The 26,052-nt window shown below is 44.8% G+C and carries 15 protein-coding genes; 5 read left to right on the top strand and 10 right to left on the bottom strand.

Features of this window, described 5'->3' with window-relative positions; all coding sequences use genetic code 11:
• The first annotated feature begins 10 nt into the window (after positions 1 to 10).
• Positions 11 to 916 carry an oxygen-dependent tRNA uridine(34) hydroxylase TrhO gene (gene trhO, locus AC58QT_RS18840; RefSeq protein ID WP_497410363.1) on the top strand — a complete coding sequence of 302 codons (906 nt, stop codon included), beginning with the start codon at positions 11 to 13 and terminating at the stop codon, positions 914 to 916.
• Between the two features lie 248 nt (positions 917 to 1,164).
• Here the strand turns inward: trhO and AC58QT_RS18835 are convergent, their stop codons facing one another.
• Both AC58QT_RS18835 and AC58QT_RS18830 read right to left on the bottom strand, forming a co-directional pair.
• Positions 1,165 to 1,707, bottom strand: coding sequence for a hemerythrin domain-containing protein (locus tag AC58QT_RS18835; protein ID WP_310500527.1), 543 nt, complete (start codon positions 1,705 to 1,707; stop codon positions 1,165 to 1,167).
• A 197-nt stretch (positions 1,708 to 1,904) separates the two neighbouring features.
• The gene (locus AC58QT_RS18830; protein WP_497410362.1) at positions 1,905 to 4,118 is read right to left on the bottom strand and encodes a methyl-accepting chemotaxis protein; all 2,214 of its coding nucleotides are present in this window, start codon (positions 4,116 to 4,118) and stop codon (positions 1,905 to 1,907) included.
• Between the two features lie 347 nt (positions 4,119 to 4,465).
• Here AC58QT_RS18830 and AC58QT_RS18825 point away from each other — a divergent pair, with 347 nt between their 5' ends.
• Genes AC58QT_RS18825 through AC58QT_RS18815 form a run of 3 tightly spaced genes read left to right on the top strand, consistent with a single transcriptional unit; the run spans position 4,466 to position 7,774 of the window.
• Positions 4,466 to 5,920 carry a circularly permuted type 2 ATP-grasp protein gene (locus tag AC58QT_RS18825; RefSeq protein ID WP_497410361.1) on the top strand — a complete coding sequence of 485 codons (1,455 nt, stop codon included), beginning with the start codon at positions 4,466 to 4,468 and terminating at the stop codon, positions 5,918 to 5,920.
• Between the two features lie 34 nt (positions 5,921 to 5,954).
• Positions 5,955 to 6,914: an alpha-E domain-containing protein gene (locus AC58QT_RS18820; RefSeq protein ID WP_497410360.1), complete on the top strand. Its 960-nt coding sequence runs from the start codon at positions 5,955 to 5,957 to the stop codon at positions 6,912 to 6,914.
• Positions 6,911 to 7,774 carry a transglutaminase family protein gene (locus tag AC58QT_RS18815; protein WP_497410359.1) on the top strand — a complete coding sequence of 288 codons (864 nt, stop codon included), beginning with the start codon at positions 6,911 to 6,913 and terminating at the stop codon, positions 7,772 to 7,774. The genes AC58QT_RS18820 and AC58QT_RS18815 overlap by 4 nt, the downstream gene beginning before the upstream one ends.
• Before the next feature lie 54 nt (positions 7,775 to 7,828).
• Here AC58QT_RS18815 and AC58QT_RS18810 read toward each other — a convergent pair whose 3' ends face one another.
• The 4 genes from AC58QT_RS18810 to AC58QT_RS18795 form a co-directional block, all read right to left on the bottom strand.
• Positions 7,829 to 9,418, bottom strand: coding sequence for an extracellular solute-binding protein (locus tag AC58QT_RS18810; protein WP_497410358.1), 1,590 nt, complete (start codon positions 9,416 to 9,418; stop codon positions 7,829 to 7,831).
• Between the two features lie 221 nt (positions 9,419 to 9,639).
• Entirely contained in the window at positions 9,640 to 10,353 is a 714-nt protein-coding gene (locus AC58QT_RS18805; protein ID WP_497410357.1) for an MOSC domain-containing protein, read from the bottom strand.
• Between the two features lie 113 nt (positions 10,354 to 10,466).
• Positions 10,467 to 13,043, bottom strand: a complete 2,577-nt coding sequence (locus tag AC58QT_RS18800) for an ABC transporter substrate-binding protein (RefSeq protein WP_497410356.1) — start codon at positions 13,041 to 13,043, stop codon at positions 10,467 to 10,469.
• A 118-nt stretch (positions 13,044 to 13,161) separates the two neighbouring features.
• Complete coding sequence (locus AC58QT_RS18795; protein WP_497410355.1) at positions 13,162 to 14,352, bottom strand: GNAT family N-acetyltransferase; 1,191 nt, start codon at positions 14,350 to 14,352, stop codon at positions 13,162 to 13,164.
• A gap of 370 nt (positions 14,353 to 14,722) precedes the next feature.
• On the opposite strand from AC58QT_RS18795, the gene AC58QT_RS18790 reads away from it, so the two are divergent.
• Entirely contained in the window at positions 14,723 to 15,970 is a 1,248-nt protein-coding gene (locus AC58QT_RS18790) for a carbohydrate-binding protein (protein WP_497410354.1), read from the top strand.
• A gap of 278 nt (positions 15,971 to 16,248) precedes the next feature.
• Here AC58QT_RS18790 and AC58QT_RS18785 read toward each other — a convergent pair whose 3' ends face one another.
• From AC58QT_RS18785 to AC58QT_RS18770, 4 genes are all read right to left on the bottom strand, one after another.
• Positions 16,249 to 22,371 carry an S-layer homology domain-containing protein gene (locus AC58QT_RS18785; protein WP_497410353.1) on the bottom strand — a complete coding sequence of 2,041 codons (6,123 nt, stop codon included), beginning with the start codon at positions 22,369 to 22,371 and terminating at the stop codon, positions 16,249 to 16,251.
• Between the two features lie 71 nt (positions 22,372 to 22,442).
• The gene (locus tag AC58QT_RS18780; RefSeq protein ID WP_497410352.1) at positions 22,443 to 23,999 is read right to left on the bottom strand and encodes an extracellular solute-binding protein; all 1,557 of its coding nucleotides are present in this window, start codon (positions 23,997 to 23,999) and stop codon (positions 22,443 to 22,445) included.
• Positions 24,000 to 24,090: 91 nt separating this feature from the next.
• Positions 24,091 to 24,951 carry a carbohydrate ABC transporter permease gene (locus AC58QT_RS18775; RefSeq protein WP_497410351.1) on the bottom strand — a complete coding sequence of 287 codons (861 nt, stop codon included), beginning with the start codon at positions 24,949 to 24,951 and terminating at the stop codon, positions 24,091 to 24,093.
• Between the two features lie 19 nt (positions 24,952 to 24,970).
• A complete protein-coding gene (locus tag AC58QT_RS18770) occupies positions 24,971 to 25,876 on the bottom strand; it encodes an ABC transporter permease (protein WP_497410350.1) in 906 nt (301 codons plus the stop codon).
• Positions 25,877 to 26,052 lie beyond the last annotated feature (176 nt).

Here is a 26,052-nt window from a genome sequence, read left to right as displayed (position 1 = left end):
TTAAATTGTTATGACTGAACATGGCGCTCCATATCGCATCTTGTTGTACTATAAATTCGTTGCTTTAGCTGATCATGAAGCATTGGCGCGAGAACATCTGGCTTATTGCAAAAAGCTCGGTGTAAAAGGACGCATTCTGATTGCTCCTGAAGGGATTAACGGTACTCTTTCCGGGACCGTAGAGCAAACGGAAGCCTACATGGCCATGATGAATCTCATGCCATTGTTTAAAGATATGGTTTACAAGATCGACGAGCACGAAGGACATGCCTTCAAAAAGCTGTTTGTCCGTCCGAAGAAGGAACTGGTTACCTTCCGTCTTGAAGAAGACGTGAATCCGAATGAGCTGACAGGGACGCATTTGAAGCCGAAGGAATTTTATGAGAAGCTCCAAAATGAAGATGTCATTGTCCTCGATGGCCGTAATCATTATGAGTATGATATCGGACATTTCCGTGGTGCGATTCGCCCCGAAGTCGAGACGACCAAGGAATTCCCGGAGTGGATTCGCAACAATCTGCAGGAGTTTAAAAACAAACCCATTCTTACTTACTGCACGGGCGGCATCCGTTGTGAGAAATTATCTGGTTTCTTGATCAACGAAGGCTTCACCGACGTGTATCAGCTCGATGGTGGGATCGTCACCTACGGCAAAGACGAAGAGGTCCAAGGTCGTTTATTCGACGGGAAGTGCTATGTATTCGATGAGCGCATCTCCGTACCGATTAACCGAACTGACGAGGACATCGTTGTCGGTAAATGTTATCACTGCGGCACCGCAGAGGATCGCTATATTAACTGTGCGAACGACCTTTGTCACTTGAAACATGTGTGCTGCGAGGCTTGTGAAGAGGAGCATGACAGCTTCTGTTCCAAGGAATGCGAGGAGAAGACGTTGAGTTCGTTGGAGGCATAGGAGCCTAAACGCCACCAGTCGCGTTTAGCTGGAAAACCTACAGCTAAATTCGCAAGGATCAGCTGAACAAGCCATTTACATGGAAAAACTCCAGTTAAATTTCACCCTTTTTCGCGATAAGCGGTCAAAGGGCTGAATTTGGCTGGAGTTTTTACAGTTATTCGCTTAAATCGGGCGAATCGGCCCGAATTAGCTTTAAGTTTTACAGTTAACTCTACAAGTGGCTGCGAATGCAAGCGTGCCTGCCTCTAGCCAGTCTGATCCTCTATCCCATCCATAATTCGATCAATTAAGGGGTAGACAAGCTCCTCCTCCAATGTGAAATGCTTCAGCAGAATGAGACAGGCTGTCAGCAGTTCAGAGGCCATGACATGAACGAAGTCCATATCGATTGGGACGCTCATGGCATTGACACCGTTGACGTATGACTGTACGACTTTTTTGGCCAAATCATGATCCTGCTCCAACACATGCATGGACCGCGACACCGAGATAGCCATCGTCGGATGTAAATAAGTTTGCAGGCTCGGGAATAAGACTTGCTCTTCCCATTCCGAATGCTGCTCCAACTCCTCCACCAAGGATAGAATGCCGTCCTGAAGTTCGATCAGACGACACATTCCAATTGAGCAATCATCAAGGGTGTACAAAGCTGCAGCTAACGTTCGAATATCGGAGAGCTGCTCACGCATTTGCACATGCTCCTCCTTCAAACGCTGGGCTAGCATTCTAAATTCACTAGGATTCACATTATTTGCCCGATTCGTTTGAATGCTCAAACGGTCACTCATTCGACATCCTCCTCCGAGTTTTCATAAGAAAACTTTCTTCGTAAGCATCAGCTTAAAGTTTCTCTTGGAAACTTGCTTCGTATGTAACCAAACCTCGTCCCCAGAAACACCCTCACGCACAGCAAAAACCCCATACCGCATTATCATTGTATGCGGCATGGGGCTGTTATCATGCGAAAGAAGGCTAATATTCCTTCCTATCGAATTCGGCTTTCCGTCAAATGAAACTGATTTACAAGCAGCAGCATGGAATGTGTGATTGCGCCCACATCACCTGTGGTTTGACGCACATGATGCATGTCCTGCAGCAGCTCCTTCACCGTCTGCTCAACCTCTGCAGAGATGAGACGGTTCTCTTTGCTCACTGCTGCAATCTTCTCCATGAGTGCAACAACTTCTTCCACCACCTGGGTTTTCATCGTATCGTGCGCATTGGCCGAGCTAAGAATTTCAGACGCCGCAGCCACAATCTGTGTCCCTTCAAGAACGACCTTCGTGCCTTCTTCCATGGAAATGAAAGCTTCATTCGCATGTCGTTCAATATGTTCGATCGTCTCATTGATCTCTGTGGTTGATTTCTTGGTCAAATCCGCTAACTTGCGAATCTCACCAGCAACAACGGCAAAGCCTTTGCCATGCTCACCCACACGCGCGGCTTCAATGGAAGCATTCAAAGAAAGTAAATTCGTCTGTGCAGAAATTTCTTCAATGACTTTCAACAGCTTCGGAATTTCTTGCGTTGTATGCAAAAAGGTTTGGATCGTTTGATTCGTTTCTTCCACCTTCGCCGAAATATCCGTCATCTTCTGACCGATCCGTTCAACCTCGTCTTGCGCGACGGCGATCTGCTCAGATGCTTTCATCTCCAGCTCGCGTAGCGTTCCGCTCATATTTAATGTCACATCCTTTGCGACATCAATGTCCTTCAGCTGACCACGCAGTGAGCGAATCATATCATGGATTTTCGTACTCATACGTCCTGTTGATTGCTCGGTAGAACCCGTCGAGTCGTTCATCCGTTCTTGGCTAACCTGAACCTCCGCTGCCGCTTGCTTCACCTGCAGCATAATACCTTCCAAAGAATCGATCATATTATTGATCCATTTGGCCAAGTCCCGTGTCTCATCGCCAGCAAATTCATCCACCTTCAGACGCTGTGTTAAATCCCCTTTTCCCTCTGCGTTAATTCGGATAAATTTATTGATCTGTGCAAGCTGCCTGGCAATTGGCTTACTCCCCCTGCGCCTAATCAAGCTTGCGCCAATCACGCCGAAGAAAAGACTGACACCTGCCATAATAGCAGCGCCGACAACATTGGATACATGCCCATTTAACAACCAGAAGCCGCCTGCGGATAGCAGTATGTAAAGTGCAATAAATCTCATTTGTAGACTGAACATTTTCCAATCAATCGAACGTATGCGATACACTTCTTCCAAATCTCCTTCGCACATCATCCCCCATACGTCGGGGCAATGAGGCAGCTGGAAGGTTACACCTTTTCCAATAACTGATATATGACGATAATCGGAATAACCTGGGTATTCAACGAATAGATTATTTCCCTTAGCAATGGTTCCCGCAACGCCTGGATGCAGTTGTCCTGTCGCAGGATCCGTAAAAACAAGTTCCAACTCCGTGTGCGCTTTGACACCAACGATACCAAAATCAGTGCGAACGCCATCTTTTAAATTATCCCCATGGGTAAAGGTCAAATCTTCGAATCGACTTCGCGATAAGGCTGTTCCAGGAATAATCTGTTTATTTAACACAGGCTTCGCCATGAATAAATAATTATCGCCTGAGTCTGGATACACATGCCCTGATTCCCGTTGAATCAAATCTCCCAGCACATCGTTTGGCACACGGCCGCAAACCGCTCCTTTCCATTCCCCACGTTCCATCATAGGTGCAATAAAAGCAATCGTCATCGCATCATGGAAGGGTGAGGTGCTCGGTCCGATTTGCAATGTAAGCGGGTCAGAGAACGGTCCGAATAGGCATTTCACACCTTTGCGTGATTCCTCCAGCCCTTTCCCCAGTACACCGCCTCCCGCATAAGATCTTCCTATATGAGCTTGATGTGTGGAGTATACGACAGAAGCTTTCTCATTCAAAATGAATACCTCAGAGAAATCTGCACCACTCTTCAGCGTCGCGGCCAGCATTCTTCCTACTACAGAAGAATCCTTCGAAACGGGCTCCGTTAACCATTCCGTTCCTGATAATTGTAACTGTTCCAGCAACCGATCCAAATTGGACCAGTAAGCAAGGGCCCAGCCACGTAAAATTTCCGTCCTTGTGTGAGCAATGCCTTCAAAAATATGCTCCACATCTTCCTTGATATGACGATTCAGGCGGTAAGACCACCATAAAGGCAGCCCCTTCTTAAATCCCAGCCAATCAAACATATCCAACACCCCTTTATCACATGTACTGTGACTTTATTTAACATTCACTTATCCGACAATTTTATAGTGATTTTCATAGTAAAGCAAGATAAATAACTGAAAACTCTAGTAAATTTCCGAACATTCACAAAAATTTCATGAGGAATGTCAGTATTTTTAGCTGTTAGTTATATTGACATAATTTTCTGAAAAATCTACAATATAAGAAAAAGCACCTCACGCCAGCTATTCAAATGTTATTTTATCTAACAAAAAGAACTTAGATCAGAAAGGAGGCCTGGTTTCTGCTTCGGGCCCTTAGCTTCTTGTAGCTTCCGAAAGCATAATGATGAAACCAGGGAGCTGCGATGTCCAAACCTGAGAATCTGGTCACTACCCCTTATGATCCTCGTCCTTTTTTTGATGAGATGTTTATGAACGCTTACTCGGTTCGTCCTCATTACCAAAGTACATTTCTTCAATTCATGTCGATGAAGACAGGTCATTTAAACAAGCGCCAGACCGCTACGATGAAAAGGATGATGGAAGAAGGGATTACTTTTACCCTTTACAGTCCTGATCAGACGGAGGCCCTTGAACGCACACTCCCTTTCGATCCAATCCCTAGGATTATTCCGCAGGATGAATGGATGAAGCTCGAGCGAGGGCTCAAGCAGCGGGTTAAGGCCCTTAATCTGTTTCTCAAAGATATTTATCATGATCAGGCTATTCTCAAAGATGGAATTATTCCTAGGAAAATGGTGCTTTCGAATTGTTATTTCCGACCTGAGATGATGCGCCTTTCGATTCCAAATGATGTCTACGTGACAGCCTCTGGTATTGACTTGATTCGAGATGAACATGGTGAATATTTCGTTCTTGAAGATAATCTCCGTTCGCCTTCTGGCTTCTCTTACTTATATAAAAGCAGATCGATTATGACGCATTTATTCCCTGAACTCGTATTCAGTCATTCCATTCAAGATATCGAGCATAGCTTAAATGTATTTTTAACTGCACTTCGCAAGTTGAGTCCTTCTGGTAAGTCAGATCCTGTTATCGGTTTGTTGACACCTGGCTGCTATAACTCCGCCTATTTCGAGCACACATTCCTTGCTCAGCAAATGGGATTAGAGCTCGTTGAAGGGCACGATCTCGTGGTTATCGACCATAAAGTGTATATTCGTGGTATCAAAGGGCTTCGCCAAATCGATGTTCTCTACCGCCGGATCGATGATGATTTCTTGGATCCACTTGCTTTCGATCCGAACTCCATGCTTGGTGTGGCTGGCATAATGAACGCTTATCGCGCGGGTAATATCAACATCGTAAACGCCCCAGGTACAGGTGTAGCCGATGACAAAGCCATCTACGCCTACGTACCCGATATGATTCGTTACTATTTAAATGAAGAACCCGTTTTAAACAATGTACCGACATATATTCTTTCCCGTCCTGATGAGCGTGAGCATGTTCTGGCGCATTTGCACGAAATGGTTGTCAAAGAAACCTCCCTGTCAGGCGGCTACGGCATGCTGATTGGACCTTCCGCTTCTGAGAGTGAAATCGCTGATTTCCGGCTCAAAATCATCGCTAACCCTGATCGCTATATCGCACAACCAACCATTCAATTATCCAGAGCTCCTGTCATGATGGATGGTCAGATGACTGCTAGGCACATTGATTTGCGAGCTTTTGTCATTGCAGGTGAAGACATTCAAGTCATTCCAGGTGGACTCACGCGTGTTGCGTTGAAAGAAGGCTCTCTCGTGGTAAATTCTTCGCAAGGCGGAGGATGTAAAGATACGTGGGTTGTTCGCTAAACACGACTTACAATTTGAATGGAGGCTAAGGGATATGGTAATGATGGGACGAACAGCGGAAGCTTTATTCTGGATCGGTAGGTATTCGGAAAGAACGGAGAATCACGCTAGGCTGATCGATGTGTATTATCATATCCGTGAGGACAGAGAGGCCAGCGGCAGTCAATCCTGGAGCAGGCTTATTGATACCATCGGGGATCGCTCTGTTTTTATCGAGCAGTACGGCAGTTTCACCGAGCAGCATGTGCTTCAATACATTACACTTGATAAAAATAATGCCAACTCGCTACTCGCCTGCACAAACCACGCACGTGCTAATCTACGAAATATTCGGGAGAAAATGCCTTCCGAGTTGTGGGATATTTTGAATGGACTCTATTTGTGGCTAAAAGAAAAAGAAGTCCGCGATATCACGAATGATTCGCCTCATCTGTTCTATCGCTTTATTCGTGACACGCTATCCATGTTTCAAGGCGCGGCAACTTCGGTCATGCCTCGTCAGAATGAGTGGCATTTCGTCGAGGCTGGGCGCTATCTAGAACGGGCAGAGAATTTACTTCGCTTAATTCAGTCTCTCTGTTCCGAATATGCCAAGGATGACTTCTCGTCCTATCCGCTGATGCTTGCGGTTTTGAAATCGGTAAGTGGATACGAATCGTATCGAAAAGAATATGCGGACACGGTAAATCTGACGAACATCATCAAATTTTTGCTATTAAATGAGACCTTCCCACGTTCTGTCGCCTTCTCTATCCATGCTTTGGAACGCTCGTTCAAGGGAATTCAATTAGATGATCCCGAGCTTAACAACGCCGTGCATAAATTAGCCAAACTAGCTGGGAAAGTAAGAGCGAATTTAGCCTGCATGGATGAGGAAGATTTGAAATCTGGCAAATTAGAAACGACACTACACACATTACTCGACTCCTGCAATGGGATGGGCGCTAAAATGTCAAAGGTCTTTTTTCCCTCTCGGGAGGAGGTTATCGCATGAAAAAGCTGGAGATCACACACATTACTCGCTATTCGTACACCGACTCTGCGCAGGACAGTGTCAATGAGGTTCGGCTCACGCCGTTAACGGACAATCGGCAATCCTGTTATCATCATACGATCACAACGGAGCCTGTGTCGGCCTTCTTTACTTATTCGGATTATTTTCATAATCGCGTACATGCTTTTACCGTTAACAAGCTCCATCGCGAGCTAACTATTAAGATGGTATCCACCGTCGTCACGCATGAAAATGATAACAAACTAGATTCCATCAGCTCTCCCTATGAGGAGAAAGCGGCTAGATACGGCGATGACTTCCAGAATGAGTATGCCGAATACTTATTGCCGACAAGCTACACCGGTCTAACCCCGGAGCTCAAGGTATATGCAGATGCCATCGCGGATGATGGAGTACCATTATACGATCTACTCAAGACTATCTATACGACCATAAACCGCGATTTCACTTACGACGTGTCCGCCACCTCCGTCCAAACAACGGTAGGCGAAACGCTGCAGCTGCGGCGCGGTGTTTGTCAGGACTACTCTCATTTCATGATCACCATCTGCCGTGAAAAAGGAATCCCCGCCAGATACGTGAGCGGGTACCACTTCGTAGGCGATTTGCAAGGGGGCAGCGCCGACTTCACGCAAGCCTCCCACGCATGGGTGGAATGCCTGATTCCAGGCGCAGGCTGGTTCGGGTATGATCCGACCAACAATTGCGAAGTCAATTGGCGGTATATCAAGCTCGGACATGGGCGAGACTACAACGACATCGTGCCAGTTAAAGGCGTCTATCGCGGATCGGGGGCGCAGGATCTGGAAGTGATTGTTGATGTGAAGTTGGTGGAGTGATGAGAAGCTAATGAGGCAGCCACTTGTTTTCACGGTGGCTGCCTCATTAGGTAGTTATTGCTTCCACTTTTGCGCTTCTGGACCGCGCAGCTTGTAACCGTTTTTCTTTTGGTATACATCATTCGCTTCCTTCAATGCATCGTTACCGCCTTTACTCTTCCACTCTTCGATGACCTTCGGCCAATCCGAGATCGGCTCTTTGCCATACACCATTTTGACCATGTGCCCAATCAGCACTGGAGCTGCCGTATCAGACAAAGAGGCAATATCCGGATTTTTCACCATTGCAGGAAGAGCTGTATCGAACTCAAGACCTCCACGTCCTTCATTCGGCAAAATCGTTTCAAACGTTTTGAGTAATGATTGACCTTCCGGGGTTGCATTCAAAATTTGCTTACGGTACGCATCATCCTTCACCATATGCAGGAATCCGCTCAAATAGCGTTGCTCGGAAACTTCCGCATCCGTTTTCGGATTAATCGGCAATGTCGTGTCGAACCATTTGTCCGCTTCTTCCGATACTTGCCATTCAAAGAACTTCAAAATGCCCGGAATTTTATCTTTGTTGATTTTGGAGTTAATAAAGTATGCACGCGCACCAGAGGAGTATAGGTAACCACCGCCCTTGCTGTCTGTTCCTACTGGGGAAGGAATAATTTTAATTTTCGCATCAGGCACAGTTGCCTTCAATTGTGTTTCCCATTGAATGAGCTCCTGAGCATTCATTTCCCACATGCCTGCTTTACCAGCCAAAATAAGATTTTTGAAATTTGTCGGATTGATCGTTGCAAATTCTTTGTTGATCAACCCTTCGTCAAACATCGTTTTATACGTTGTCAAAGCTTTTTGCATATTCTCGGTATCGAAAAATTTCGGCTGAACTTTGCCATCAACGACTTCATATTGGCTCGAATACGGATATACATCGTAAGAACCGAAGAAGATATCGGCGTATTTAAAATCTTGACGTCCCATAAACGGATGCTCGACGCCAATCTTCTTGAAGGCGCGCAGCATTTCGAGATATTCGTCAACCGTTTTCGGATCCTTCGTAATACCAGCCTTCTTCATCAAATCTTCACGTACCCACGTCGCTCTGCGGGATGGCTGAGAAATAAATTCCGGAATCGCATAGATTTTGCCACCCAGCGTTACTTCATCCCAAGCCGCTTGCGGAATAAGCTTCATTAAATTCGGCGCATGCTGCTTAATCAGATCGTTCAGCTCTAAGAATACACCTGCTTGTACGGAGCCTGCTAGCTCTTTCCCGCTCGTGCCGGCACCTGCTTGCACAACGTCTGGAATGTCGCCTGTGGCAAACATTTGGACCATTTTCTTTTCAAATTCGGCATGAGGGACCAATTGAATATCAAGGTCGGTATTCGTCTTTTTCTCAAGTTCTTTCACCCATTTGTCATCGTTCAAGTTTGCCGCTTTTTCTACATAATCAAAGTTAAGCGTACGCATCGAGATACTAAACTTCGTTGGACCTTGCTGCGCCTTCGGCGTCTCTGCTGCGGGCTTAGCCGATTCTGCAGGCTTCGTGTCAGTCGGCTTGCTCGTGTCAGTAGCATTCGAGCAACCGATTACACCAATGCTTAATACAACCGCCATTGTACTGGCCATCCAATTTCGCTTTCTCATAGAAATCCCTCATCCCATAAGTTTATCTTTGTAAGCGTTATCAAATTATGTTGATCTCATCTTAATCCATACAGATAATTCCAGACTATGGAATAACTTTAGCTGTTGGAGTGTTTTTTTTAGGTCTTAACCTAATTTCTACAATATTTCTGCGATTTCTCAGCGTAACACCATGAAGGATTTAATAAAAAAGGAGCAGCTGCCGTGAGGCGGGCCACTCCCTAATTATCATTTAGATACACTTTCTGACCAACACGAAATTGCCCTGGCTTGATAACAGATGCATATAAGCCAAAACATAAATCCATTTGCTCATTAACTGTCTTTAGCAGAGTGGCATCCCGTTCAAACGTTTCAGGATTAAGTGTAATTATTAAACACCGCTCACAACTAGATTCAACCATTAATTCTGAATCTCCAAAAGATAATTTCTTTCCTATCCAAGAAGTTTCATCAATTGTGTTTTCATTTAATGACACTACAATGTTAGCTCTAAACCTCCGTTTATCTAATTTCTTTCCCCATATCGATTCGAGTCTGCGTAACGAGGAATCCGTAATAAGAAGAATACTAGCAACGTCAACAGACATAAGGTCGGGGTCTTCAGGGTTCGGTGCTTTATAGTCCGCCATTGATAGTTTCCTACTGGAATATCTTTGAATTTCATTTAAAAGAACTTCATTCCAACTAAACACTTCTCCGTTTGGCGATGTAACACTTACTTCGTTATCAACTAGTTTGGCTGTATAACCGATCATATTAGGTATATCTCTAGCAGTGATATAACGATTCCAACCTTCTTTTGTTTCATCATAGAATGCGCAAATCCGATCACCGTACAACCCGTAAGTATCCATTATGCAAGCTTCCAAATTTTCTCCAGCAAAAGATTTAACAGGATAGCGAGTTATTTCACTAATTTCCCCTACAAGCAATATTATTTCGCCTCCACGTGGTTAAACTTAGGTATTAATTATACTAAATGGAGAAGTCTTACTTATCAAGTAAATCGAACGATGGGCTACCTCGCGGCAGCCCATTCGACTCCTTATTTCACGCTAGCCCATTTCAACTCCCACTCTACGCCAAATGATGGGAAAAATATACCTTCTACGTACGGCTTTCTAACATAAATACGGTTGCGAAAATATAGCGGACCAATCGGCATTTCCTTCATCAAAATCTTTTCAGCTTCAACAAGCATCTTCGAACGTGTTTCTGGATCCATTTCATTGCGAGCAGAATTTAGAAGTTCATCATATTGCGTGTTAGACCAATCAACTTCGTTGAAGTCGCCTCCCGTCTCCCACATATCTAAAAACGTCATCGGATCGTTGTAATCAGCGCCCCATAACGAAACGACAGCGTCAAAGTCATGATTGCTATTATTATCAATTCGTATCGCGTGCGGTACAGGATCCGGAATTATTTCTATACCCAGATTAAATTTCCATTCTGCTTGAATAAATTCAAGTATTTTTACTGCTGTTATCGTATCGTCCGCAGTTAGCTTGAATAACGGCAGTGAAGTCAATCCTAGCTCTTGCAGGCCTTCTGCAAGTAGTACCTTCGCTTTCGCTGCATCGAACTTCAGCTCTGGTATATTCCCCGCAACTGCACGGAACATTTGATTGTTACCGTCCAATGTCCCGTTCGGTACAATACCTGTTGATGGTACGGAACCATTCGTTAAAACTTTTTTCATTAACGCTTCACGATCAATGGCCATGGTCAGAGCTTGGCGAATTTTTGCATTAGCGAAAGCCGGGAATTTCTTCTCTTGGAACATTAGATACGATGTAGTCAGTTCTGGCTTCAATACGAGATCTGGCTTCCCTTCGTATAGTTTCAAATAGGTAGTACCGAGCTCGGAAACATCCGCTATGTTCGATTCATACAAATTGAAACCTATGGATCCATCTTTTAAAATGTATACAGTGAACTTGTTCAACTTTACATGCTGTGCATCCCAATAATTCTCGTTTTTCACAAACTTGAGTGTTTGACCATGAATCCATTTAACTAGCTTGAATGGACCTGCGCCAATGACTTTATCAGCGTCAGCACCATATCGATCACTTTGAACTGCTATGAAATCGGCCTTTTGCGGAAAGAAAATCGGGAATGCGAGCAGGCTAGTAAAGTACGTTACAGGACGTTCCAAATTAATTTCAAGCGTATAATCATCAATTGCTTTTAATCCAAGTTTGTCTTTTGCTTCCTTCACCGCTTCAGGGGTTCTAGCTTTCGTTACAGCTTCGCCGCCTTGGATTCTTTCAAGCAGAAAACTATATTGAGCTCTGGTAGCTGGATCAAGAGTACGTTTCCAAGCATTTACGAAATCAGCAGCTCTCACCGGTGTACCATCGCTCCAAGTCGCGTCTCGCAATGTAATTGTGTAAGTATGGCCGTTATTTGTTATTTTCGGCATGTCTTTTGCAAGCCCCAGTTGCACTTTCCCATCTTTGTCAAGACGATACAGGCCCTCATTGAACGCATTGATCATTGTAAAAGCAACATTCGCCGTTGCAACAGAGCTATCCAACGCTGGCGGTTCAGCAGAGAAATTGATTCCGATTTCTTGTGTTGCTGCTTTATCAATTTGAGGATTGCCCTCATTGAATATTCCTTTGAATTTAATACTGCCGTCCTCATTGTATTGGATACCCTCACCATTGGCCAAATTATGATGGAATTCCCCTACATAACGGATCGTTCCGTCAGGATAGTACATCTTCCCTTGACCTTCGAGTACAAAATTCTCAAATTCCCCTTCAAAAACAAGCGCTCCGCTTGGGTCGTAATATTTCCCAGTTCCTGTGGCAACTCCATTAACAATTTCGCCTTTATAGACCCAACCACTTCCGAGATAAATCGTCCCATTCCCACCTATTATGTTGTCCGTCATCTTTACTTGATCGTACAGTAGAGTACCGAATTCATTATAGAAACTTCCAATGCCATTCATATGGCCATTCAACCATTGACCTACATAGAACTTCTGCCCACCTTGCCAATACAGAGTACCTGTTCCGTTTATTTTATAGTCTTTAAATTCACCTTCAAAAATGAGTTTTCCATCCGAATAGACTGAAGCAAGGCCATCTTTTTTATTCCCGACATAAGTCAGATTCTTGCTTGTTTCGTAGAGCGTATTCTCCAAATAATCAGATAGTCCATCCCTTATAAGTACGGTACGTTTGCTGGCATCCCAGTAAACCAACTTTCCACTAGATTCTCCAATAAACCTTAATGGGACAAATGTACTTCCATCTTTAATTTTCGGTGCCATAGATAACTTTTTTGTTATGCCATCTACAATTACTGTCGTACTTCCAATTTGAAGTGTAATTTCTAAATCGTTTGAATAGCCTATTATTGTCTGCGACTCCCCGTCCCAGTTAACAGATAATCCAAGTTTTTCAAAAATAGAGCGGAATGGTACCATTGTTGTACCCTCTTCAATAAACGGTTGTACTTCAAAATGAATCGCTTCCTCATTTAGAAGTACGGGAATGGAATTATCCCCATTCGGTAGTTCAGACGCTATGACCATTCTAGGTAGCGAAAGCAGCATTACTATAAGAAGAAGAATAGCAGTAAAACGATATCTTTGATTTAACAACGATCGTACACTCCTTTATTTCCCAAGATTAATAGATTATATTACAAGACTTCTTAATTTGGAAACATTTAACTAACAAAAAAAGGCACGGATCCCGAGATCCCTGCCTCTTTTCAATTTAAAAGAAATCCGTCAGATACGTGGTTCTCTCCGGAATGAAACGCTCCAATCTCGCGATCTCGGCTGCGTCGCCATTCAAGCGGCCGATGCGTTGCAACAGGGACGCTCGCTTGTAACCCATCAACAGTGCCGCTAGCGTCTGGATATCGCACGAAATAACATCCTGTCCCGCTTCCGCTTCATCTAGCTTGCGTACATCGTTCCCCTCGACATTCCCCGGTTGCACTCGAAAAGTTCCGTTATTCCATTCCGCATGTTGATCACGTAGCTGAAGATACAAGGGCTTGTCCCCTACAGCTCCGTCTGCAACTGCCGGAAAAGGATACAACCGTAAAAACGCCTCCGCATCGACGATTCGTGCCATAAAATAAGGCACAACCTCCTGCTTAATTCGCGGATCCGCCAGCATAGAAGGCAGCAGGTCGCCAACAGGCGCCTGACACACCACTTTCTCGATCATGGAATCGTGATTGGCGATGAGCCCCCAAAGCGCACGATGAGCATCATCTGTGAGGGGAACCATTTCATGAACCGTGAGTACGCGTTCTTTCACCTGATAAATGATATAGCCTTCCGGCTCGCCAGCAGGATTCAGATACAACGTGACGATTCCTTGCTTCCTACTGAACACTCGCCTCCACCAAACCTCAGTCCGAACGAGCATCCCGTTAAAACGCTGCGCATACGCCTCGTAAATCGGATTCAGCACCGCTGCGTCCGCTTCGATCCGTCGTAGTAGGCTTCCTTCAGCAACCTCAGGCTTGGGAAGTTGGTTGGCTGCAATCTCGTAACGCAAATAGTCGCTATAACCTTCCCAGCCGTATTTACGATAAAAGGGAAAGGAAAACGGCGCTAGAAAGGATAAGACTTGCCCAGCATCCTTCATAACATTCAGCGAATGGGACAGCAGTTGGCCGACCATACCCTGACGGCGATATTCAGGCCAAGTCGCAACCGAAGCGATGCCGCCCATCTGAAACAATTGGCCATTAATCCAAGTATTCAAATTTATAACCATTAACTTGGCGGCTAATCGATTTTCGTCAAAAAATCCCCAAATCTCCTCATTCTTCATAACCGCTAAGCGTGTTTCTCGCTCCTCTGGCGATAACGATTGTTGAAATGCGAACTCTGACAAGGCGAGACTGTCGTTAAAATCTTCGTGTTGTAACAAGCGAATGGGATCCATAGTGCCTCCTAATAATGTCATTTGTTTTTATTTTAACATGCCCCCGCCATACAATCCCGATTATCATCAATTTTCTTAAAAAGTGATAACCTTGTTCCTCCTTAGAGGCATAAGGATGGCTATTTTTCGAAATACAGACAATAGTTCATTTCCCTGCGGGCGCCTACAATGGAAATAAGCAGATGATTTCAGCTCCTTTTTTTAAAAAAAGTTGGCAGATCTGCGTGGTATAGCAATTCTTTAGGAAGAAAGAAGGTGATGAAAGCCGCAACGTTGCGTTCACAAAAGCCAAAGATCAGCATGAATCCTTTGCAGACGCAAGCCATTCATTCCGAAACAAGGCATCTATCTTTTAAACTGGAGGTATGTTATGAAAAAGAAAGTATTACTGCTTGTCCTCGTGTTCTTCATGACGATGGGAACGGTGGTTGCTTATGCTGCGCCGAAAGTAAATACGTTTGAGCGGCCCGCAAGAGGAAGCGCTTACACATTAGCACAATGGGGAGTTGATGGTTGGAGTGCCCCTTGGGATCTCGGGATGAGCACCCGAACTTGGATCGACGGCTATAACTTTAACCACTCCGGCGGCCAGTCTCTTCGCGTGTTCTATCCGCAAGGGCAGATCGACCCGCAAAACTCGGGGGCACAAGCGCCGTTTACCGTTACACCTGGTCAGGAATACTACTTGTCCTATTGGGTTCGCTTTAGCAGCGATTTCAGCTGGGGTTCGACTGAAAATGCCGGCAAGCTAGGACTTGGTCTCGCAGGCGGCGCTGCTTGCTCTGGCGGGCAGGAATGTACCGGCTACAATGGGTTTAGCTCACGGATGATCTGGCGTTCCGGCGGGCAGGCTGCCATTTATTACTATCATATGGGCAATGCCGGTCAATACGGGGACTATGCGATTCTGAAAAATAACGGCGTCGATATTTATTACCCCAAAGGCACATGGGTGAACATCGTACAACGTCTGAAGGTCAACACCGTTACTGCAGGGAATGCGAATCCCGATGGGGAGATTCAAATTTGGTATAACGGTATCTCCGCAGCCAACATCACTGGCCTTCGCTTCGTACGCAACTCGGATTTGGTTGACAAAGCATACTTCTCCTCCTTCTTCGGCGGCGCTACTTCTGCCTTCGCTCCGCAAAACGACTCTTACATCTGGTACGATGATCTGAAAGTGTCCACGAACAAAGCAGAAATCTGCGAGCTCGCTGTAGGCGGCTGCTATAACCGCACATTCCAAGCGGAAAGTTATAACGCCATGAGCGGTGTCATCACTGAAACCACCCCGGATACAGGTGGCGGACAAAATGTCGGCGGCATCGACAGCACCGATTGGATCGCTTTTACCAATGTGAATATCCCTACGGCGGGTACCTATTTAGTTGAATATCGCGTCGCATCGCCGAACAATGGTGGAAAGATTTCCTTGGATCTGAATGCTGGCGCGACCGTATTAGGTCAGATCGATGTGCCGAATACGGGCAGTTTTTCGACGTACCGTACCGTCTCGCATCAGGTTCAGATCCCGGCAGGCACACACCAGTTCGGCATATATGCGGCGACCGGTGGGTTTGATATCAATTGGTGGAAGATTACGAAGCTGTATTAGTTAGTGAGTGAAAAAAGGAAGGATCTTGATATAGTTCGATTTTTCCGAACTATATCAAGGATTCTGCTCGAGAACGGGCAAGTAGTTCGGATTTGCCGAACTATTTGCCCTTTTTTCTCGCGTGCGGGTGGATTTAGGCCATTTAGTTCGGCGTTTTATGACTAATCACGAATTGCTGGCGCTGACAATGAAATTAGTTCGGCAATTCCAAACTACTGAACAAACAAAACCCGAGAGACACACGCTGATATTCCAGCGTCCATCTTTCGGGTTTACTGTTATTTCTGCGGTTGCTTTTGCAGCATGCGATTAATCACCGTGATCGCCTCAGCACGGGAAACCGTGCCCATTGGCCCGAAGCGGTTCGCTGCGTAGCCTTGCATCACTCCTGCTTTTGCCACGATGCCTACGGCATCGGAGGCCCACGCAGGGATGTCAGCAGCATCCGCGAAGGTCACTGCGGAACCGCCAGCTCCTGCAGACGCAGCGCCAAGCGCGTTCGCCAGCACAACGGTGAGTTGTGCCCGGGTCAATTGCTCAGCAGGACGGAAGCTGCCGTCCTCATAGCCTTGCACTAGCTTGAATTTAGCGGCTAGCGCAATCGCTTGTTTAGCCCAATCGCCGATGGCACTGGCATCCGTGTACGTCGGCAGTTGCTCTGGCTTCGCGTTCGCATACAGCCCGTTTGTCAGCATAACGACGAATTCTGCCCGGGACACGAACTGATTCGGCCTAAATGTGCTATCCTCATAGCCATGGACAATACCCGCTTTTAGCGTAGCTCGGATATCCAGCTCTGCCCAGTGGCCAGCGATATCACTAAGCTTTGCTGTTTGGTTCACAGCGAAAACCGCAAACTTCGTAAAATGGTCCACATCGACGGTGATCTGATCCCCATTTACTTTGCCGCCTGGGATCTCGACCCATACCTTTTTCGCTTCGTCAAAATAGAACACGACTGCCTTCTGGTCAGCTTTCACACTCGAAAGATCAAAAGTAAACGTCAGTGTGATTGGCTTGCTGAAGTTCTCAGAGAAATTTTTCAAAATTTCAAATATTGGACTTGCTAATACCTCACGCTGTGAGATCAACTTTTGCGTATCCAACACTTTGCCGATGGTAACCGTCAGTTCTTTAGCCGAAGCATCAGCCGGAATTGTAATCTTCACCTCATTTTTCAAACTAACCTCGCCCGTCTTACCTACTGGCAATGTTAACGTACCATCTTTTGAGGTAACTGGCAGGTTATTAGAAGTTGGAGAAAGCGTGTAACTATCACTATCTGCCTCACGTGTTACGGTAACTGTATACGTTTTAGTACTGCCGTTCTGTGCAGTCACCACGATTGTAATTAGATTAGCACCTACTTGTAAGTTAGCGAACCCGCTCGCTTGACCCCTTGGCGTTGAAACGTCATTCACCGTCATCGTCGCATGACTGTCATACACACTTGCCGTTACCGATACACGCGATACCTGATAACCTACTAGCGAGCTATACGACGTCGTCCCCGCTGTAAATGCAGGTGAAATGACGCCGGATGATAATGTGATTCCGCTCAAGTCGGCATTGTTACTCAATACGGGTGCAGGTTCATCTCGATTCACCGTAAGTTGATAGGTATTTATGGCATTACCATCTTCCGCAGTGACGTTAATGGCGACAAGGTTAGCTCCTACGTGCAAGTCGCCTACCATGTACAAGTACACGTTGCCCGAAACTGAGCTATACGTCGCCCCCGTAACGGTGAGTGTCTGTTTATGATTCGCTTTGCTTACAGTCAGATTGAGACTGCTAACGCTGTTCGGAACGTTCACGCTATAGGACGGTATCGCAGGATCGAATGTTATGGAACCTTGATCTACCGCCAAATTAGCAAGTAAAGCATCGCTGCTTAACGGAACACCTAACGTGACCACTTGTGTAACCACAGCATCCTGATAATTCGATGCTTGAATCGTTAGCGTATGACTGCCCTCGCTCAACACACCTGCATGTATCGTAATCTTTCCTGATTCAATTGTATAATTCGTCGGTGACAACGTTGTTGCCCCATCTTTCACAGTCGTAATGGCACTTCTCCATGCCGCATCCTCGGGGAATGTAATGTCAATTAGTCGCAATGTATCGTTCGACGTCACATCGGCTGCTAACACTGGTGGCGTTAGTCGTTCGACACTCACCATTACAAACCCATTATTCTTTGTAAATGCTACTTCGCTGCCGTTCCAAAGCACTTTCGTTGTTGTTGGCGCATACGTAACTGTCGTCACACTGCTATTACCTGACAGTTCAACCATTGTCAGCTGCAATTCATTCGCACTCACACTAGCTGTGACATTCACATTCTCTGTCATTTGCTGCTGACCATCAACAAAATAATACTGCAACTGCCCAACTACCTCTTTTTCACTATTAGCATAAAATAATTGTTTACGCCCATCTTTCAGATCCACTACAATGTGTGTTGCATCTGTTCTACGCACGTTCTCAATATTACTTGTACCTTTAAATGGCTCCAGTACACTCACAAATTGTGCATTATTGCCATATACCCGATTGACCACTGTTGGTGTATAGATAGATGTATCAGTACCTGGACCAGGTGCTTCGCCGACGATCATTGTAGAGGCTACACTTGGGGAACTCGTTAAGCTAAATAGCTTTAATCCATTGCCATTTACCGTGTTCCAAGCACCTTCCCAATTACCGGTTAACTCCTTCGATGTGCCATTACGGAAGAATGAAGTTGAATCCTTCGTACCTAGCGGACCCGTAAAAGCGCCCATTGTCGTTCCAGGTGTAAATGAGCCTATCCCATGCATAATCCAATCATACTGACGTCTAGTTGCTGATTCTAGACTAAACAGATCAATCATGTAATCCTTCGTCACAGCCACGGTGCGCTCATAGCGATTCATGCCCGTATACGCTTTACTAGAAGTGTTCGTCATAATATTGAACGGTTCAGATTGCATGAATAACTTCGTCGGTTCATACACTTCCACATTGTTCACAGTTGGAATCGCTTGCATGTCGCCGTCGACCATGACGGTGTTGTGTGAGAATGTCGTTTTATAATAAGAAGTGTACATAGAGTTACTGTACGGAGGGATACCAAGGTCCGGTGCTAAACGCTCGCCTTTGCCGAATATTTCCAGGTGCAACTTATCCGGATGGCCGTGATAGCCGCCATGCACACCGTAATCAACGAGCGCGAAATTCTGCTCGTCGCCACTACCCGCACGCAAAACGGAATGTCCAAGTCCAGTAAAATTAATGCTTTCAGAAGGCAATGTGCCTCCACTTGGGATCGTCGTCTTTCCGTATAACACAGCCTGTTCACCAGCAATACCTGAACTCGTATTACCTGGCACAATAAAGCCACCTCTAGCCCGAGCTCGGTCATTATAAAGAATACTTAGCAACGTCCCATAATTAGAATCACTGTATTGTGCATACACACCTTCATAATCTATTGGCACAACTCTGCCTGTGGCTCCTAAATTGGTCGGATATTTACCAGAATCATTGCTGTTAATAATACCAAGATCAGGGAAGGCATACGCTAACGTTACATCAAATGTCTTCTTAAAATTCGCATTCCTGTATAAATCATAACCGCTATTCTTTAATGCTTGTGCATGGAAAAACAGGGCATTCTGCGCATAGAAGTGATAGCCAATAGCTCCCTCATACCAGAAGCCGTCTGGCAGTACGCTATTCGTCATTTGGAAATTGAACCCGCTTTTCCCGGAGACCGAGAAATCCATAATCGTTTTATCTTCCAATGCAGCTCCAACAGCACCAATTGCGGCATTATGCCACGTTTGCCAGTTTGATTTGCCAAGATCAGTGGCTTGCAGTGTCTTTGCAGAGGAAGCAAATAAATTCTGTTCAATGTTATATGTCTCAGCTGCACTAAATTCGCCGCTCGGCTCGAGTAAATCATAGGCTTGAACAAGCTGAATCATTTGAACGGCTTCGTCCAATGACTGATAGTACAGCTTTCCGTTCTGAGCTTGTTTCGAATAGCTCGGATACAATTCTGCGTAATTTAATAGTATCTCTTTGGCTTTCTTGGCATATCTCACATCACCGCTTAAAGCGTAAGTTATCGCCAGATTGCGCGCAGCTTCGATATTAAGCGTATTTGCTGTGAAACGCCATCCCGCATCTAAGACATCTCCTGTGCGATACGTGTTATCTGTCGGGCAGAGGTGTTCATGAGGCTTATCATAATTGAAAATAAGCGCTGCATCCCCACACGCATATGTCGAAATTTCGCCAGCTGGTTTGGAAGGATAGTTAACCGTCTTGTTTAGCCAACTGTCTGCTTTGACTTTAATCGCGTCTAAGTAATCCTTGGCCCAGCCCAAATTCGCTATCTTAGCTTTAGCATCTGCCAATTGAGTCGGTGACACAATAATATAGGGATGTTGCTTCGTCGCAACACGAGGTGCTCCAACTTTTGCATTCAAATTAATTGTAATTTCTTTACCACCTGCAAGTGGCTTTACGGCAAAACTAGCACTTTTGATGTCTCCAGCTTGCGCACTAGCTGGTACTTTGACTTGAATATTCACATCTGTTTCCGCACCTTTTGCAACAACTGGCGTTGTGGCCGTATAAGTTACATCGTATCCTGCGCCAAACGTTGTTTTCGGTGTAATTTGATAAGCAGAATCTACATCACTAATGTTTTTGAGCGTAAACGTGTAGTTTAAAGTGCTGTCAGGCAGCGTACTCTTATCAATTTGTCTAATAGAAGGCTCTACTACGTTCTTAGTAAGGGCAAAACCATCCCAATACAACTTATCTGTCGGATCCATCACGTTTAAAGTGTACCAATCTGGATGAATAATAATTTGGTTGAAATTCGCCAAATCTGCTAATTTCGTGGAGTTCAGCATGGTGTTAAACGGTATTTCAACCTTCTTCCAACCCATCCAATCCACTTTAAACGTAGACATTAAATAGTCGAAGCCAGGCGTTGGAACATTACATTCTAAAATAAAATATATCGTCTTATTCGAAATTTTATCCGAATACAACCAAAATTCAATAGTGTCATTCTGCTTCCATGGTGCCCCTTTAAGTCCGGCAATATTAATGGGCGCTGTTGGGTCGGTCCATTTCCCCGATTTCGCTCCGAGAATAGGGGGAATTTCTTCCGTTGCCGTCGTATTCGTCCACCCTGCAAACGTCTCCATATTGCCAAGTGGCGTGCTGGAGCTACCGGACAAGTCAATCGTATAACTATAACTCTTTTCTTCGCTAACCTTACCCTCAAACTCAGCCTTTGTCGTCACTGTCTGCGTACGATCAATCAGAATCGGTGTGCTGTATGGCTTGTAGGACGCATCCACGCCTTCGATTTTATAATAAATCGCAGCACCTGCCGTTGGGGAAGATAAGGTAATTGTTTTCGCTTCAGCATATAGTCCTGCCGGTATACTAGGATTGACCGTTTCCACATAATCTCGATAAAAAACCGAGTACTGATATGTGCTTTCTTCACTCTCCACGTTATTTATGGATGATTTTGTTAACAATGTTACATTCGCTGTCTGTTCGCCATTGGATGTAAATTCAAGCGGAGTTGTATAGAGTTGAAAATTACTATCAATCCCTACACGCTTATAGTACAACTTCGTGAGTACGACCGGAGTTGACAAGCTAGATAATGCAACTGTCACTTTATTTGCGTATTCACCTGAGGGTTTATCTACTGTGGCAGGATGAACCGCTGCCGTTTTCGTTAATCGGAGATCATCCAAGTAAATCTGCAATCCAAAGTCCAGTGTCGTGTTAGCGATAGCTGCTTGATCGAAACGCACATAATCTAACGGACCCCAATTATCTAAGGTTGCGATACTCTTCTGTGTTTTCACAACGCTGAGAGGAACTTCAATTTCTCTCCATCCCGTCCAGTCTAGAAGGACTCTGTAATAATAATAATTACTCGTATCTCCTTTCATAAAAAATCGCAACTGAATCGGTTTATCAGCTTGATCACCAGTCCGCGCTTTGATCGAATAGGCCCATATTTTCATAGTGTTGTATTCGTTTAAATTAACATCAGACGCCGATTTAGGATAGATCAATGCCGAACCTGGAACATCAGCTCCATTATTAAAAGCCAGCAACCACTTCTTGGAGCCCGTTCCCTCCTTTATATACTGAGGATCGGAATTATTGACGACTGCAAGATCTGATGTGCCTTTAATATCACCTGGTAGATTCGTTGTCGAATCCAAGTTATTTAATTGCAAGGAAATCGGAAACTCCTGAACCGCTGCTTGTGCATGTTGAATTGGAAGAAAAAATTGCAACAAGCCAAAAAACATCAACACAGCTTGTAAAATTGACAGCCTTTTCATAAACCGACGAAGAACCATAATCAACATTCCTCTCCTTGGGGTAATACAAAGCCCCGCTATCTCAGGCGGGGCTCTTTTTCATAAGAAACTTATTTCACAGCTGCTAAAGCACGTGCATGTGCATTTTTGTAGATACCCACGATCTCCTCGTAGCCAAGCTTCTTCTGCTCTTCAATGAATTTATCCCACTCGCCAAAGCTGCGTGATCCCATGATGAACTTCGAGAAGTTCTCATCGCGGTTTGCGTTTAGCGCATTGCCTTTGGTGCTAAGAATTTGCTGCTCTTCCGGAGTAAAGGCTAGTACAATGTTTTTGTTGCTGTCGTATTGTGGTGCAGCTTTGTAAGCAGCTTGCAATTCTGGTGAAGAAATAGAGATATGTGAGTCAAAATCAAACCAAGTATACGCGCCATCCGTCGATAAACCAGTTTTCTTTCTCATATCAGCAATATCCGCGTATTTATTAATGAATGATTTTCCGTTAAAGGTTTCTCCTTCTTTCCCCCAGCTCACTAGCTTCTTACCTTCTTCTGAGTAGAAGAAGTCTAGATATTTCATCACTTCTTTAATGTTCTTCGACTTCGATGAAACCATGAATCCTTCTTCTACGACTTGCGTATAGGCATTCTTACGTGTACCATCTGCCCCAGCTGGTGGCGCCATGAAATTCAACGTGAATTGCGGATTATCTTTACGCAATGCGCTGTTGTAGAAGTCAATACGTCCAATGTAGTCTAAGGTGATGAAAGCGCGATTCGTCGAAACGATGTCCTGCCACATTTTCGTATCGATGGTCAGGAAGTCCTTCGGAATTAAGTTCTCCTTATAGAACTTGTTCAAGTACGTCAACATTGTGATATAGTCCTTCTGAATCGGTGCATATTTCCATTCTTTCGCTGTGCTATCGTAGAAGACGCTCGCTTTAAGTTTCTCTACTTCTGCAGGTACATTGAAGCTTGCACCAAAGTCGTACAAGTATCTCAATCCATTACGGAACGTTAACGGATAGCTGTCCGGATATGCCACTTTCAGCTTTTTCAACGTATCATAGAGCTCATCCCACGTATTTGGCGTCGCTAGCCCCAACTTCTTGAACACATCTTCCCGGTACATCCATGTGCGTCTGTTCGATTCACCCATGCCTTGATTCGGGAATACGTACATTTTCCCATCCGAAGCCAACACGTTCTGTGTTTCCGTCGGGTACTTCGCCATCCAAGCCTTCAAGTTCGGCATGTCTTTCACATAATCCAAAATGTTAACGAGCGCCCCTTGCTGCCCGAACTTATCTGCGAGCGCCTTCGTCTGCGTCCACATCAAGTCTGGCATATCACCCGAAGCAACTGTCATGGCAAGCGCATCTTCAAGCAAATTCCCTGGAGGAAGCTGCACATCCAATGTGACTCCTGTTTTCTCTTTCAGGTATTGCCACACTTTCCAATTCGCATCGTACGGCCAACTTTGGTTACTGTAGTCAAGAAATTTGAATGTTTGTGCTTTGAGAGCTGTTGACGCTGCTGTTGTTGCTGCTGACGATGCGGCTGGTGATGTTGTAGAACTGCCTTCGCTAGGCCCCTTTGAACAAGCACCAAATACCAAACTCATACTCATGACTGCTGTTAACATCACAACTGACTTTTTCTTCATACTTACCCCACTCTCCCTGAATACCCTCAATTTTCCTTACCTGCCTTGCACCTTTCTTTATAAACCGCGCCTTGCTTCCCATGCTTCTATGTTAACCTTTGATTGACCCAATTAGTGCGCCTTTTGCAAAATATTTTTGCAAAAATGGGTAGACCATAAGGATGGGAACCGTCGTAACAATGATGACTGCGTATTTGATTGATTCATCGACAATTAGACTGTCACCGCCAATGTTGTTGGCTCCTGTACCCAGCCCTTGATTTACCATGCCCCGAACAATAATTTGGAGCGGAAACAAATTGGCATCTCTTAAGTACAGAACCGCTGAGAAGTAGTTATTCCAGATCGCAACCCCATAGAAAAGTCCAATCGTTGCGAGAATTGCTTTGGATAACGGCAAGACCAAGCGAAAGAAGATGCCGATGTCCGTCAGACCATCCATTTTGCCAGATTCCTCGACCTCTTGCGGCATACTGGAGAAGAACGTCCTCATTACGATAAGGTTCCATGTACTTACTGCCGAAGGTATGATCATGGCCCATATCGTATCCAAGAGATGATAGCTTTTCACCACGAGAAATGTAGGGATCAACCCGCCACTGAAAAACAGTGTGATGACGATCATCATCATGAATACATTTCTGAACATCATATGCTTCTTCGAAAGGGCGTAAGCGGCTCCAGCGCTTACAAGTAATGAGATCAACGTACCGAGTACGGTATACAGTATCGTATTAAGATAGGCACGTCCGATCTCTGGCTTTTGAAATACTGCAGCGTAAGTATTCAAATTAAACTCCTTGGGCCAAAGGAAAACCTGACCTTTTAAGACGGGAACAACACCGCTGAAAGAAACTGCAATCATATACACAAAGGGGTACAAGCAGGTTGCGACGATACCAAACAAACAAAGATACAGGAACACATCAAACAGTCCAAATTTAACTTTCATATGCGTACTCCTCCATGCCTTACCATAAGCTCGTCTCACTCGCCCTACGGCTAATCCAATTGGCAGCTAAAATGAAAAGCAAATTAATGAGACTAGTAAACAAATCAATCGCCGTTCCATAGCTATAGTTCAACTGTTGAATTCCCACACGATACACATAGGTGGAAAGCACATCAGCCGTTGAATAGATGGACGGATTTTGCATTAATAGCACCTTCTCGAACCCAATATCCAACACATTCCCAATGTTCAAAATCAATAGAATAATAATCGCAGGTCGAATACCTGGCAATGTAATATGCTGCAATTGATGCAGACGGTTTGCTCCATCTACACGTGCCGCTTCATATAATTGAGGATCGATTGAACTCAAGGCTGCCAAATAAATGATGGTTTCCCATCCTACATGCTGCCAAATATCCGATAAAATATAGAGCGTACGGAAGTAATTTTCATTTTGCATAAAGTTAATTGCATCATACCCCATCCACTCAATAACATTGTTGACTATTCCGGTCGTGGGGGAGAGGAACAGAAACATCATACTGACAACGACAACGTTGGATATAAAATGCGGTAAATAACTGATCGATTGCACGAATCGTTTGAGTACAGCTCTTCGCACTTCATTGAGCAAGAGTGCTAGGATAATTGGTGCCGGGAAGCCAAAGATCACTCTATATACGCCAATGAGAATCGTATTCTTCAGCAGTTTCCAGAAATCTGGACTCTGGAAGAAGAGCGAATAATATTTGAAGCCGGCCCACTCACTTGCCCATACACCTTTGAAAGAGTTGTAATCTTTAAATGAAATTAAGATTCCAAACATTGGCACATACTTGAACATGACATAATAAATGAATGCGGGCAAAAACAAGAGTAATAGATACTTACTGTTATTCCATCTCGCTTGGAATTGGTGCATGCCTTAACCTCCTGTATAATTTCTCTGTCTATGCCTCAAAGTGTACGTGACATTTGCAGGAGTGGACAATCGTTCATCCTTTTGATTCTATGCCATTTTCCGCATCCCCCGAAAATAACCTAATTCCTTAAGGAAAGCGCATTCACAATGTTAAATATTCTTACATTAATTGGATG

This window comes from Paenibacillus sp. J31R109 (assembly GCF_059692055.1).
The sequence above is the reverse complement of the archived record's forward strand: the minus strand, read 5'-3'. Positions and strand labels throughout refer to the sequence as shown.